The following is a 14,025-nucleotide window of genomic DNA, read 5'->3' as shown; positions in this document are numbered from 1 at the left end:
AGGCCCTTGGTGAAGTTGCGGCCCGCGTTCCGACCGAAGCTCGTCGATTCCTTCTGGCTGCGGATCGCCGGAACCTTCGCGCTCGCGATAATGGTCGGTTTGACCGCTGCAGGAGGCGGCTTCAGGCCGGCCGATCACTGGCTGGAGGAACGCGGCTTTGCGCTGACGGAACGGTCCGCCAGCGGGCAGGTGCACATCGTCGAGATGGATGCCGCCAGCATGGCAGCGATCCGGCGCTGGCCGTGGACGCGCGAACACTATGCGCAACTGGTCGCCCGGCTCGATGACGCAGGTGTCCGCTCGATCAGTTTCGACGTCGATTTTTCAAGCAACTCGAACTCTGCCGGCGATGCCGCTTTCGCTGCGGCGATCGCGGCTGCCGATGCGCCGGTTGCGTTGCCGACCTTCGCCCAGAACGCGGGCTTTCGCGAAGGCCGACAGCTGGATTCGCTGCCCATCGCAATCCTGCGCGAGCATGCGCATCTGGCCTCGGTTTCGATCACCCCCGATCCCGACGGCTTTGTGCGCCGTATGCCAATTGGCACCACAACCGGCGATCTGGCACGCCCATCGATTGCTGCCTTTGCCACCGGCAGCGCCGGGCGGGTCGGGGAAAGCTTCCCCATCGATTTCGCCATCGATCCGGCCACGATACCGCGCCACAGCTTCATCGCGATCGAGCGCGGCGAATTCGATCCGGCTGCACTGAAGGGCAAGGACGTCATCATCGGCGCGACGGCCATCGAACTCGGGGATCGTTATCCGGTGCCGCGCCATGGGGTGATCCACGGCGTCATCGTGCAGGCCTTCGCGGCCGAAACGCTGGCCCAGGGAACGCCAGTATACGGTTCATGGCCTGTGCCGCTGGCGGTCGCCGCACTGCTGGCGCTGCTTGTGGGATCTTCGCCCCGGCGCGGCAAGGTGGCATCGCGGCTGGTGCTGACCACGGCCGTGTTGCTGCTGGGCTGGTTTGCAGCGCGGGTCTACGCCGGGTGGTGGTTCGAAATCACTCCGGGAATTGTCCTTTTGGCGCTTGCCGCCTTGCTCCGGATGGCATTTCTGACCCATCGCCATGCCGAGCGTGGGCGGCGGATCGATCCCGAAAGCGGCCTGCCCAACAGGCTTGCGCTCGACACCCGTCTTGCCCAGAGCGACGAACGCCACTTCGTCGCTGCCCAGATCGACGATTTCGACGGGCTGAAGCTTGCCGTGGGCGAGGAGAACCTGGGCGATCTGCTGCGGCGGCTGGTCGAGCGTCTTTCGGTGGCGGGCGGCGCGGCGACGATCTACCGGATCGACGACCGAACACTGGTCTGGTCCTTGCCGCTCGAGCTTGAGGACCTCGAACCGCTGCTGGCCGGGCTGAGGGCGGTCATGCGCAGCCCATTCGAGGTGGTCGGGCGCAGGCTGGGCGTCTCCCTGACCTTCGGGGTGGCGCCTGCCGATGTCCCCGAAGCCGCTGCCAATGCAGCCCATGCCGCCAGTCTCGCCAAGCGATCGGGCAAGCCGTGGCGCCTGCATGCCGCAGGCGAAGGCGAGGCTGCGACCACGCAATTTTCGCTGCTCGGCGAACTCGACGATGCGTTGCGCGAAGGGCATATAACCGTCGTCTACCAGCCCAAGCTCAACCTCGGATCGGACCAGATCGACGCGGTCGAGGCGCTGGTGCGCTGGAACCACCCGCAGCGCGGCATCCTTCCGCCGGACAGCTTCATCCCGTTGATCGAGGAAGCGGGCCGGATCGACGATCTTACCATCGGTGTGCTGACACAGGCGGTGGCGGATATGCGCAGGTGGTGCGAACGAGGGCTGGTGATTGGGGTCGCGATCAATATTTCGGCGACCTTGCTTACGTCCGATAGCTTCGCCAACCGGGTTCTGTCGCTGGTTTCCCGTTCTGATGTTCCCACCCGTCGTCTGACCTTCGAGGTGACCGAATCCGCCCAGTTCGAGGACACCGACAAGGCGATTGCGATGCTCGAACGGTTCTGTGCCAGCGGCATCCGCATATCGATGGACGATTACGGCACCGGGCAATCGACGCTCAACTATCTCAAGCTGTTGCCGCTGTCGGAGCTCAAGATCGACCGGATGTTCGTCCAGAATGCGCATCGCGATCATGGCGATGCGATGCTGGTGCGATCTACCGTGCAACTGGCCCATGAACTCGGGCTCAAGGTGGTGGCCGAAGGGATCGAGGACGCAGGCTGCCTGTCCTTCCTCAAGGCGATCCAATGCGATTATGCGCAAGGATACCTTATCAGCCGTCCCGTCAGCGCTGAAAGGCTGGCTGAAATCATCGGAAATCCCGAAGCCATTGCAGCCTGATCCGCTGCGTGACCGCCGGTTCACGGGGCAGCAGGTATTCAGCGCATTGCGTCCACTCCGTGGAACGCTATTGCTACGCGCTTCCTGCCGCATCCGACGAGGTGAAACGTGAACCGCACTGCCTTACTCGCCAGCGCCATTGCCATTGCAGTGTTGCCCCAGACATCATTCGCCCAGGACGGCGAGGAAACCTTCGGGGGTGCCAAGGGGGCCGACCTTTCGATCGCGGCGATCGAACCCGATAAAGGCGACATCACCATCGGCCGCGCTGGCGATTACCCGGCGGATATCGCGCGCTATCTTCTGGCATCGGGACCGGGCGCGGCGAACCTGTCGCCCGATGGCAAGACGATCGCCTTTTCGTGGGACATCACCGGCGAATCCGAATTGTGGGTAATGCCCGCCGAGGGTGGTCAGCCGCGGCAAGTCACGTTCAAGACTGGTGTTCGTGCACCGGTCTGGACGCCGGACGGCAGCCGGTTGTTCTATTCCGCCGACCGCGACGGCAACGAACAGCCCGGTTATTTCGCGATCACCGCCGATGGCGCGCAGGAAAGCGAAGTGCTGCCCGCAGCGCGCGGCGATTTCCGCACCTTCGGCGATTTTGCGGCTGACGGCAGCTTCATCTACGCCTCGACCGCGCGAGGAGCGGGCGTGTTCGACATTTATCGCGGTACGCTGGACGGGACGAGTGAACTGATCGTCGAGAGCGAGCTTGGTCTTTATGCCAGTTCGATCTCACCCGATGGCAAATATGTCCTGATCACCGAGAGCGTTGGCGCGGCGGCAGACAATCTCTACCTGCTCGACCTCGCGACCAAGGAGATGACCACTATCTCCAAGCCCCCGGTTGAGGAACGCGCCGATCATTCGATGGGCGGGTTCGAATGGTGGCCCAATGGCGAGGGCTTCTACTTTTCGACCAATCTCGACCGCGAATACGCCACGCTGGCTTTCTATAGCCTCGCAAGCCGGACCTTCGAGCGGGTTTTCGAGAGCGAAAGCGATGTCGAGAACCTGACCCTGTGCGGCCCGGGCAAGGGCGGGTCCTATCTCTACTGGACGCAGAACAACGACGGATTCGACAGCCTCCACGGCTGGCACACGGTCGAGAAACGCCCGATCCCGATGCCCGAGCTGCCCGAGGGCAATTATTCGCTCGATTGCGAGGCTGACGGGCAATTGCTGATCCGCGTGAGCGGGTGGCAGACGCCGGGCGAATTGTGGATGACCGACCCGATCGAAGGGACAGCGCAGAAGGTCTTTGCCGCCAACCTCGCCGGGCTCGATCCCGCGCGGCTCGTGCGCCCCCAGGTCGTGCGCTATACCGCACGCGACGGAGTCGAGTTGCAGGGCCTCCTGTATCTTCCCGAAGGCGCCGGGGCCGGCGAGGACGCGCCGCCGGTGCTGTTCTCGGTTCACGGCGGACCCTCGGGCCAGTCGCAGGCGACCTTTGATCCGGTCGCGCAATACCACGTCGCGCGCGGCGTCGCGGTGTTCGAGAGCAATGTGCGCGGCTCCACCGGGCTCGGGCGCACCTATGAGCAGCTCGACGACCGCGAGAACCGGCTGGATTCGATTCGCGACCTGGTCGACCTGAAGGCCGGACTGGCTGCTGATGGCCTGATCGACGGAGGTCGCGCGGCGGTGATGGGCGGCTCCTACGGCGGCTATGCCGTCAACGCCGTGCTCGCCGAATATCCCGGCGAGTTTGCCGCCGGCGTCTCGCTGTTCGGGGTGGCCGACTGGATCACCGGGCTCGAAGTGGCTTCGCCCGCACTGAAGGCCGCCGACAGGATCGAATTCGGCGACATCACCGAGGAACGCTGGCGCGAATTCTACCGGGTCAATTCGCCCATTCGCAAGGCCGACGCGATCACCGTGCCGGTGCTCTATTCGCACGGCGTGATGGACCCGCGCATCGACATCTATGAAACCGAAGTGATGGTGAAGACACTGCGCGCCAACGGCGTGCCTGCGCCGTTCATCCGTATTCCCGATGAGGGCCACGGCTGGCGCAAGCTGTCGAACCAGCTGTTCTATTACCGCCAGCAGGCCGAATTCATCGAACAGCAGCTGGGACTTGCCGAGGCGAAGTAAGCGTAGGTAGCGGCTGACGCGGCCAACTGGCAAACATGGGGGAAGTGATGAAAATGACGCGCCGCATACGTCTGGGGGCGCTGTTGCTGGCCCTGTCCCTGCCGCTCGCCCCGTTGAGCGCGCAGGCCGCCCTGCAAGAGATTGCTGCGCCTGCCGGGGAGACCGGATTGGTGCCGGTGCGCACCGATGCTGCTAAGGGCCGCATCCTGCTGACCCTGCCGCGCCCGGCACATGACGGTGTGGCGCTGCGGGTGCTGTACAGCACCGCGCTCAAGACCGGACTCGGCTCTGCGCCGCTGGTGCTTGACCGCGGGCGGACGGGCAACACCCAGATGGTTGCTTTCCGGCGGATCGGCGGAAAGATCGCGGTGCAGTTCGAAAATCCGCGTTTCCGCGCCAGCGCCGGGGAGCCTGCGCAGCAGCAGGCAGTGGCGAGCGATTTCGGTATCTCGACGGTGTGGATGACCGACATTGACGAAACGCTCGACGATGGCCGTCTGGTGATCGACATCGCGCCGTTCCTGACGCTCGACACGCTCGGCATCGCCGCATCGCTCAATCAGGATCAGGATCCGTTCGGCATCGGCGCGGCATCGTCGATTGCGGGCAAGGGCTTCAAGCTGGAAGACAAGCTGAGCCTCGCCGATCCCGCCTCGGTCCGCCTGTTTCCCGACAATCTGGAGGTGGATGCAATCCAGACCTATGTCTCCGAAAAGCCCGGCGCCGAGGTGGAGAATATCGTGCCCGAACCTGGCAAGGTCACGCTGACGGTTCACCACAGTTTCGTACGGCTGCCCGAACCCGGCTTCGTGCCGCGCAGCTTCGATCCGCGGCTTGGCGGGTTTGCCACGCAGGCGGTTGACTTCTCCGCGCCGCTCGGCGCGCCGGTGGTGTATGACATGGCCAACCGTTTCCGGCTGGAGAAGCTCGATCCCGCCGCGCCGCGTTCACGGGTGAAAAAGCCGATCATCTTCTATCTCGACCGCAACACGCCCGAACCGATCCGTTCGGCATTGCTCGAAGGGATCGGCTGGTGGGGCGATGCCTTCGATGCCGCCGGTTTCGTCAATGCTTTCCGGGTGGAGATGCTGCCCGAAGGGGCCGATCCGCTCGACGTGCGCTATAATATGGTCAACTGGGTCGACCGGGCGACGCGGGGCTGGGCTTATGGCCAGCAGATCGCCGACCCGCGCACCGGCGAGATCGTCAAGGGGATGGTCGTGCTCGGTTCCTTGCGCGCGCGGCAGGATATCCAGATCTTTCAGGCGCTGGTCGGCGCGGGGGAACTGAACAGCGGCGGGCCGAACGATCCGGTCAAGGTGGCGCTCGACCGGCTGGCCCAGCTGGGCGCGCACGAAGTCGGCCATACGCTCGGCTTTGCGCATAATTTCGCGGCCAGCACGCAGGATCGCGCATCTGTTATGGACTATCCGCCGCCGCGCATCGGCCTGGTGGATGGCAAGCCCGACCTGTCGGACGCCTATGCCGAGGGGATCGGTGCATGGGACGTGGCGACGGTGCGCTGGCTCTATGCCGACGCGGACGCGCGCGAAACGGCCGAGGCGGCAGCACAATTCCGCTATGTGCAGGATGATAACGCCCGCGCCGCCGATACGGCCTATGCGTGGGGCGGGCTGTGGGACGATGGCGCAGATCCGGTGGCCGAACTGAACCGGCTGATGGAGGTGCGCGCTGCGGCGCTTGCCAGCTTCGGTCTCGATGCGCTCAGTCCCGGCGAGCCGGTGTCGAACCTGCGCCGCCGGTTCGTGCCACTGTGGCTGCTCCACCGCTATCAGCTGGTGGCTGCGGCCAAGCAGATCGGCGGGGCCGATTTCGTCTATGCCGTGAACGGCGGTGGGCGCGAGGCGGCTGAGCCCGTTGCTCCTGCAAAGCAGCGCGCAGCGCTGGATGCAACGCTGGCAACGCTGCGGCCCGAGGTTTTGCGCGTGCCGCCAGCCCTGATGCCGCTACTTTCGGCGGCGGCGAACGGCAGCACCGATCGCCAGTACGAGACCGAAGTCTTCGCCACTGCGGGAGGCCCGGTGTTCGATCCGTTGGTTGCGGCGGACGCGGCGGCCCAGCTGACCGCCCAGACGCTGCTTGCCCCGCGCAGGTTGGCGCGACTGGTGGTTCAGAGCCAAAGCGATCGCGAAGCGCTGGGGGTTGGCGAACTGCTCGACCGGCTGACCGAAACCGTGCTGGCATCGACCAGTGACGATCTTGGCCGCCGCATCGCCTACCGCACGCTGGCCACCATGGCGCAGATCGCGCGCCGCCCGGAGGCCACCCCTGAAGTCGCGGCCGCGCTCGACCAGAAGCTCCGCGATGTGGGCGAGGCATTGGCGCGGCGTAAGGCCAGTGGCGCCGATCGCGCATGGGCGCTCAGCCTGTCGCGCCGACTGCTCGATCCCGACCAGCGCGAACAGCTGGCAGCCAGCCTGCCGCGATTGGTCAGCGTGCCGCCGGGCGACCCTATCGGCGAGGATGATTGGATGGACCCGTCCAGCCTGCTGGCCATCGACGAGTAAGCGCCGATGATGCGGGTGCGCGCCGCCATTGCGTGCGTCATCCGCGGCGCCCCTGGGAAGCGGTCGGTTTCGGCGGCTTTCCCGGCGAGGCAAGCGGGCGAAATGCAAGGAAACGCGAACCGCTGTAGGTCACCGCGATCGCCGCAGCAGAGCCGGCGATCAGCGGTACGATCAGCAAGCCCCCCCGAAGGTCGAAAGCGGCTGCGACGATCCAGAACCCGCCGAGATTCACCGCGCCGCCCGCAAGCTGCACCGCGAGATAAAGCGCCGATCTGCGTAAGAGCAATCCCTCCGCATCGGCGAAGGTCCACGTCTTGTTGAGCCAGAAGGTGATCATGACAGCGACAAGGAAAGACAGCAGTCGGGCAAGAAGGAAATGCAGACCGAAGCCGGCAAACAGATACAGGAGAGCGGCGTCGACCGCGAACCCCGTTCCGCCCACCACGAGGAAATGCGGCAACCGGCCCCTCCTGGCGGCTGCGACGAGGCGCAGAGCGATCAAGCCGGGCGACTGCGGTTGCGGATTTCGAATAGCGAACTGAGGAAGCTGCTGGCGACCAGCTGGATGCCGATCACCACCAGCGTGAGCGATATGGTGAGCACGCGCATCACATCATCCTGCACGATCGGGCCGAAATCGCGCGCTGCCCACAGGAACACGGCGACACCCGCGCCCAGCAGGCCGGTGACGGCGAAGCCCGAACCGATCAGAACCAGTCGCTCGAGATCGAGAATGCGCATTACTCGGCCGAAAGTCAGCGGGTCCGGCAGCACCCCTTCGGCCGCGGCGTATCGGCGTGCGAGCATGCTGAAAAGGATAAGCTGCGCGCCGACGATGATAAGGAAGCAGCCGGCAACCAGAGTGTGGGTGTCGATGACCACGTCCGACGCCACCTCCAGCGGGCCGAAGGCTAGCATTGCCACCAGCGCACAACCCAGCACGAACATCAGCATCCCGGGATACATGAACAGCCAGCGCGGGCTGTGCAGCAGCAGGAAGCGCAGGTGGCGCCATCCGTCACGCCATGTCCTGAGATGCGGTGCACGCGACCGCCCGTCGCAGGACAGCGTGGTGGGAACCTCGCTGATCCGCATCCGGCCGAGCGATGCCTTCACCACCATCTCGCTGGCGAACTCCATCCCCGGACTTTGCAATTGCAGACGTCCGATCGAATCGCGGCGGAAACCGCGCAGCCCGCAGTGGAAGTCACCGACCGGGATCGAAAAGAACCGCCGCCCCAGCCATGACAGAACCGGATTGCCGAGAAAGCGGTGGAGCGGCGGCATGGCCCCTTGTGCGATGCCGCCTTTGAACCGGTTGCCCATCACCAGATCGGCGCCGCGGCGCAATTCCTCCACGAACGGCTGCAGCGCCGAAAAATCATAGCTGTCGTCGGCATCGCCCATGATGATGTATTCGCCGCGGGCCGCTGCGATCCCTCCGAGGAGGGCGGCGCCATATCCCTTCTGTTCCACCGCGACGACGCGCGCACCGCTGCGCTTTGCCAGTTCCTGCGATCCGTCGGTGCTGCCATTATCGGCGACCAGCACTTCGCCTCTGATGGCGCTGCGTTCAAGGAAATCCACCGCCTTGCGGACACAGACCTCGATTGTCTCGGCCTCGTTCAGGCACGGCATCACGATCGTCAGTTCGAGCTCGTCCGGCTGCGGTCCGGGGAAGGGTGTGACAGCGTTCATGGTGCTGCTCCTGAAAGGTGGGGAACCGATGGCTGGAGGGCTTGAGTGGCTGGTCGACGGGCAGTCAGACCCAGTCTTGCCGCTGTGAGAATCGCAAGACCGGGCACCAGCCACACAAGGCGGGTCTGGTATCGCGCGCTCGGGCCGGAAAGGGCTCCGGTCAGCGCGGCATTGGCGATGATCAGAACGACAGCAATGGCGAATGCAGCCAGAAGCGCGGCACCCACGCGATGCTGTGCCTCAACGCTGCCGGATCGAAGCTGCGAAACCGATTGCCGCACGTCATGCCGCGTCAGACGGAACGCCAGGAAAGCAAGCGACACGACCAGGGCGAGCCGATTGACGAGATCGATCAGCCCCCACGGCCACCGCTGCGCGAAGGCAAGCGATTGCGTGATCGACGGGTTGTCGCCCATCACCGGGCCGACAGTCGTGCGCCACATTTCAGGGATGGCCGCAAAATCGCTTTCGAGTTGCAGCATCGCAAGCTGATCGCCCCAGTTCCCGAGCGCCGCAGCGAAGGCCGTTCCGGGGTAGGAGGCGACGGCGCGCGTCACGAACGCCATCTCCTCGTCCTTCAAAGCGCGGCGGGTGGCACCCCCGGAAACGGTAAAAACCCCGACTGCCGGGTCCGCCGACCACAGGATCTCGTTCGCATCGCTCAATGGCAGGCTCTGAAAGGCACAAATAGCGAAGGCCGGGCGAGGTGCGCAGGCGTCCTGCAGCAGCATCCGACCGGGCCCGTCGGCCAGAACCCGCGCCATCAGGTAAGGCGGGCTGCGCGGCTCCTCCCCCATCACCAGCTTGACCGCCTGCCCGTAAGCGAAGGTGGCCAGCAGCGCGAGCGCCAGCGTCCCTGCTGCGGGCACCAGGCGCACTGCGGCATATCTTGCGCTGCGGCCCAGCAGCATGAACGCGGCCCAGCCCAGTGCAATCGCAACCGCGACCAGCGGCGCGATTGTCGCGTGGGCGAGAATCGCAAAGATCGTAATCAGAAACACCGGCAGTTTCTGCCAAGCACCGGGCCGCGACACGGCAAGCAACGCCGCGCCGATGACAGCATAGCCGGCAAACACGTCCGGCATCGCCATGGTCGCGAAATAGGGCAGGGTGCTGGCCGCTGTCAGCCCGGCGACAAGACCGAGGAATATGCGCGTTTCGTGCTGCGTGCCGAGTTCCCGGACGACACGCCAGATCAGGAACGATCCGATCAACGCCTGCAGGAAGCCGGATAGCCACAGCGTGCCGATACCTTCGGCAAGGTGCAGGAAGATGCTGTAGAAAATCGAGCGTCCACCCGCATAGGACAGGGCGCCTGCTTCATCATTGGCCTGCGCTTCAAGTGCAGGCGGCGTTGTCTCGACGGAAGGCCCCGGCATTGCCCCAACCGGCTCGCCCGACCAGACCTTGCTTGCCGCTGCCTGACCCAATTCCAGATACTGCGCCGTATCGTAGAAAAACAGCGGAAAGCCGTTCAGCAGCGCCGGGATCAAAAGAACCAGCGCACCAATCAGGCAATTGCTCGCTGCACGGATCAAGACCTATCCCCTCAGGTTGAGGGGCTAAGTGATTCCTTTGCCGCCTGAAGGCATTAAACGAGGTTAACCGGTGCATTATTTCGTCCGGCGCACTGGCCCGCACATCCGCAATTCAGCGCCGCCCGATCACCGCGAGCGCCTCGGCCTCGCTGATGACTTCGGCGTATTTGGCCTGCAGGTCGAACAGGTTGGCTTCGTGCGGGCCTTCGTGGCGATCCGCGCAGGCATCGCGCACGATCAGCGGCACGAACCCGTATTGCATGGCATCCAGCCCGCTCGCCCGCACGCAGCCCGACGTCGAATAGCCGGTGATCAGCAGCGTATCGATGCCGCTGGCGGTCAGCATCGCTGCCAACGTAGTGTTGAAAAAGGCGGAAGGATATTGCTTGGTGATGACCTGATCGCCGGGCTGGGGCGCAAGGTCATCGGGGAAGGCGCCGAGGGGCGATCCTTCGTTGAACACCTTCAGCACTGGTAGTTTGCGATAGAATACGCCGCCATCAGCCCCGTCGGCGCGGAACCGGACGTTGGTGAAGATCACCGGCACGCCCGCCGCGCGTGCAGCTTCGGCCAGCCTGCGGTTGCTGTCCTTCGCGGCCGCTGCGGTTGCCATGAACAGCGGCGAACTTTGCGTCAGGTAGGCCACCACAACATCGACGATCAGCAGGGCAGGCTTTTGGCCCGGCTGGAGCCTGCCTTCGAACACCCCGGCGTAATTGTCGGATGCCGAGGGACCGGCCATCAGATGATCCCCGCACCGGCCAGCCGCGCCAGTTCCGCTGCATCCAGCCCGAGCCTTTCGCCGTACACCTCCGCATTGTCCTGCCCCGGTGCGGCGGGCGCAGGGCGGCGGATGCCGGACGGGGTCTTCGACAGGCGCGGAAAGGCGTTCTGCATCTTGATCCGACCGCGGCTGTGCGTCTCCACCTCGATAATCGCCTCGCGCGCCTGAAAATGCGGATCGGCCAGCATATCGGGCGCGCGGTAGACCCGGCCAGCGGGAATCGAATATTCGGTCATCAGTGCGTCGACTTCGTCCACGGTGAGCGTGCCGGTCCAGTCGTTGATCAGCGCGTCCAGTTCGTCCTGATGGTGCCCGCGGGCGATGTGGGTGGCATAGCGTTCGTCCTGCGCCAGTTCGGGCCTGCCCATCGCCTGACACAGGCGCGCAAAGATCGCATCGCCATTGCCGCCAATCATGTAGCTGCCGTCACTGCACGTATAGACGTTGGACGGCGCAATCCCCTTCAGCACCGAGCCTGACCGTTCCCGGATGACCCCATTGCGATCATATTCGGGCACCAGCCCCTCCATCACCTGCAATACCGCTTCGTAGAGCGCGGAATCGACCACTTGTCCTTCGCCGGTCTTGTCGCGGTGGTGCAATGCAGCGAGCACGCCCATGCAGCCATAGGTCGCGCACAGCGTGTCGCCAATGGATATGCCCATGCGGCTGGGCGGACGGTCCGGTTCGCCGACGATATAGCGCCAGCCGCCCATCGCCTCACCAATCCCGCCGAAGCCGGCGCGGTCGGAATAGGGGCCGTCCTGTCCGTAGCCCGACATGCGGGCGATAATCAGGCCGGGATTGATCGCGTGCAGTTCCGCCGGACTGAGGCCCCAGCGTTCCAGCGTGCCGGGTTTGAAGTTCTCGATCAGCACGTCTGCCTCGGCAATCAGGCGCTTTGCCAGTGCCTGGCCCTCCGGCACGCGCAGGTTACAGGTGACCGAACGCTTGTTGCGGGCGATCACTTCCCACTGCACCTTCTCGTCGCCCTGACCCCAGTTACGCATGGGATCGCCAGCGCCCGGCGGCTCGAGCTTGACGACGTCCGCGCCCATGTCGCCGAGCAATTGCCCGCAGAAAGGGCCGGCGAGGAGCTGGCCCATTTCGACGACGTTGATCCCCGCCAATGCGCTGTGATTGGCAGTGTGGGCAACGGTGTTCATTCCGCAGCCTCGCGCAAGTTCCAGACCGGCTGGATCGGCGCGGGGAGTCCGGTTTCCGCCTCGCAATTCGCCCGCAGGGTGTCGATGTCGGGGCCGTAGTCGAACAGCGGGAGTTCACCGCGCAATGCGGTCATCTCGTTGCGCAGGGCCTCGGTGGCGGCGGTGTCCACCACGCCTTCGCTGTCAGCCACAACGCCGTATGCGCGCGCGCCTTCGGAAGTGACCAGACCTTGCCGGATTTCGAGGCCCACCAGTGCCGGGTCACGCGCCAGCGGGTCACCCCAGCCGCCGCCACCCCAGGTGATGAAGTGAAGCAGGTCGCCCGCCTTCACAGCCACGCTTTCGACCTTGTTGCCGACGATCTCGGTCGACCCGTCGGCGCGCTCCAGCACCTTTTTGGCGCGCGCTCCGGGATGTCCGCCATTGACGCCCCACGGCGGCACGAACCAGCGGTCGTCATGGATCGCGATCTCGCCGTCCGCCAGAAAGCGGTAGGTCATATGGATGCCGTTGCCGCCCCGGTGCAGCCCCGCGCCGCCGCTGTCGGGCGCGGTCGCGTAACGCTCGATCCGCAAGGGGAAGTAGCGTTCGAGAAATTCGTTGGGGACATTGGTGAAGCCCGGCCACAGCGAGTGCCCGTCCGGCCCATCACCCAGCGGACGGCCCGGAATGCCGCCGAACCCGATCTGGAACAACTGGAACCAGTCGCGGCTGCCATCTTCGCGGCTATCCCAGCCCGAATAGAACAGGTGCGGTGATGAGGAGAACCCGGCAGCGTTCAAAAACTCCGGCGTTTTCTGCCCCAGCAATCCGCCGAGAATGTCGAAGATCCGCCCCAGCGCGTGGGTGCGCCCCGACAGCGCGGCGGGAAAGTGCGGCTTCAGCAGCGAGCCTTTCGGAATGCGCACTTCGATCAGATCGTAGAACCCGTCATTGAACAGGATTTGCGGGTCGAAGACCATGATCATGTAGATGCCGAAGAACATCTTGAACATGTTTTCATTGAGGAAAAAATTGATCGACGCAGCCGATTGCGGGTCGGTGCCCTGAAAATCGAGGATCACCTTGTCGCCATCACGCCACATGGTGCAGCGGATCTTGTAGGGGCCGTAACCCTTGCCGTCGTCGCAGAGGTAATCTTCGAAGCTCACCGGCTCTTCTGACACCGCCATTGCCAGCAGCGATTTCATCGCGCGGTGGTTGCGCGCCAGAAGTTCCTGCGTGGCCGAGACATAGACATCGTCGCCAAACCGGTCAGCCATTTCCACCACCCGGCGCGCGGCGACACGGCAGGATGCGATCAGCGCGTTGAGATCAGCCTGACACCAGTCCGGCTTGCGGGTCTGGTGCATCACCAGCTTCATCAGGTCTTCGTTGTATTCGCCCTTCTTCCAGATCTTCACCGGCGGAATGCGGACACCTTCCTCAAAGATCGAGGACGCGCCAATCGGCATCGAGCCGGGCACGCTGCCGCCGATGTCGCTCTGGTGGCCGAACATCGCGGTATAGGCGATCAGGCGGCCATCCTTGAACACCGGAAGCATTACCAGCCAATCGTTCGAGTGGCTGATGGCCCCTGCGCAGGAATAGGGATCGGACAGGAAGATCATGTCCCCGTCCTCGATCGTGCCGTCATAGCTGATCAGGAAACCGTCGATGAAACTGCCGAACTGGCCGACGATCATCTTGCCGGCCGGGTCGGCGATCAGCGGGAAGGCGTCGCCCTGTTCGCGGATGCCGGGCGACATGGCAGTGCGCACCAGCGTCGCGTCCATTTCGATGCGGGCATTGCGCAGCGCGTTCTCGATGATGTCGAGCGTCACCGGGTCGATGGCGACCTTGTTGAAGGAGGCGGAGTTGGGCTCGATGATGCGGGCTGGCAT

9 protein-coding genes are annotated in these 14,025 nt (G+C 64.6%); 3 read left to right on the top strand and 6 right to left on the bottom strand.

The window, feature by feature from the left end; genetic code table 11:
• The first annotated feature begins 9 nt into the window (after positions 1–9).
• From J3454_RS13365 to J3454_RS13355, 3 genes are all read left to right on the top strand, one after another.
• Positions 10–2,328, top strand: a complete 2,319-nt coding sequence (locus J3454_RS13365) for a putative bifunctional diguanylate cyclase/phosphodiesterase (protein WP_349514258.1) — start codon at positions 10–12, stop codon at positions 2,326–2,328.
• 108 nt (positions 2,329–2,436) lie between these two features.
• Positions 2,437–4,428, top strand: a complete 1,992-nt coding sequence (locus tag J3454_RS13360) for a S9 family peptidase (protein WP_349514257.1) — start codon at positions 2,437–2,439, stop codon at positions 4,426–4,428.
• Between the two features lie 47 nt (positions 4,429–4,475).
• On the top strand, positions 4,476–6,956 hold the full coding sequence (locus J3454_RS13355) for a zinc-dependent metalloprotease (RefSeq protein WP_349514256.1): 2,481 nt from the start codon (positions 4,476–4,478) through the stop codon (positions 6,954–6,956).
• A 37-nt stretch (positions 6,957–6,993) separates the two neighbouring features.
• Here the strand turns inward: J3454_RS13355 and J3454_RS13350 are convergent, their stop codons facing one another.
• From J3454_RS13350 to J3454_RS13325, 6 genes are all read right to left on the bottom strand, one after another.
• Complete coding sequence (locus tag J3454_RS13350; RefSeq protein ID WP_349514255.1) at positions 6,994–7,416, bottom strand: GtrA family protein; 423 nt, start codon at positions 7,414–7,416, stop codon at positions 6,994–6,996.
• Positions 7,417–7,454: 38 nt separating this feature from the next.
• Positions 7,455–8,654, bottom strand: coding sequence for a glycosyltransferase family 2 protein (locus tag J3454_RS13345; RefSeq protein ID WP_349514254.1), 1,200 nt, complete (start codon positions 8,652–8,654; stop codon positions 7,455–7,457).
• Positions 8,651–10,192, bottom strand: a complete 1,542-nt coding sequence (locus J3454_RS13340) for a hypothetical protein (RefSeq protein WP_349514253.1) — start codon at positions 10,190–10,192, stop codon at positions 8,651–8,653. The genes J3454_RS13345 and J3454_RS13340 overlap by 4 nt, the downstream gene beginning before the upstream one ends.
• 112 nt (positions 10,193–10,304) lie before the next feature.
• Positions 10,305–10,934 (bottom strand): isochorismatase family protein, encoded by a 630-nt coding sequence (locus J3454_RS13335; protein ID WP_349514252.1) that lies wholly within the window; start codon positions 10,932–10,934, stop codon positions 10,305–10,307.
• Positions 10,934–12,142, bottom strand: a complete 1,209-nt coding sequence (locus tag J3454_RS13330; RefSeq protein WP_349514251.1) for a CaiB/BaiF CoA transferase family protein — start codon at positions 12,140–12,142, stop codon at positions 10,934–10,936. The genes J3454_RS13335 and J3454_RS13330 overlap by 1 nt, the downstream gene beginning before the upstream one ends.
• The gene (locus J3454_RS13325) at positions 12,139–14,025 is read right to left on the bottom strand and encodes a hydantoinase B/oxoprolinase family protein (protein ID WP_349514250.1); all 1,887 of its coding nucleotides are present in this window, start codon (positions 14,023–14,025) and stop codon (positions 12,139–12,141) included. The genes J3454_RS13330 and J3454_RS13325 overlap by 4 nt, the downstream gene beginning before the upstream one ends.

Source organism: Erythrobacter sp. NFXS35, from assembly GCF_040148725.1.
In the GTDB taxonomy this organism is placed as follows: domain Bacteria; phylum Pseudomonadota; class Alphaproteobacteria; order Sphingomonadales; family Sphingomonadaceae; genus Erythrobacter.
Note: the sequence above shows the minus strand (reverse complement) of the source record. Positions and strands in the feature narration are given on the sequence as shown.

What these genes read in the sequence shown, in the direction of transcription:
- J3454_RS13355 (WP_349514256.1), top strand. Translation starts at nt 4,476, where the DNA reads ATGAAAATGACGCGCCGCATACGTCTGGGGGCGCTGTTGCTGGCCCTG.
- J3454_RS13345 (WP_349514254.1), bottom strand. Translation starts at nt 8,654, where the DNA reads ATGAACGCTGTCACACCCTTCCCCGGACCGCAGCCGGACGAGCTCGAA.
- J3454_RS13335 (WP_349514252.1), bottom strand. Translation starts at nt 10,934, where the DNA reads ATGGCCGGTCCCTCGGCATCCGACAATTACGCCGGGGTGTTCGAAGGC.
- J3454_RS13330 (WP_349514251.1), bottom strand. Translation starts at nt 12,142, where the DNA reads ATGAACACCGTTGCCCACACTGCCAATCACAGCGCATTGGCGGGGATC.
- J3454_RS13325 (WP_349514250.1), bottom strand. Translation starts at nt 14,025, where the DNA reads ATGCCAGCCCGCATCATCGAGCCCAACTCCGCCTCCTTCAACAAGGTC.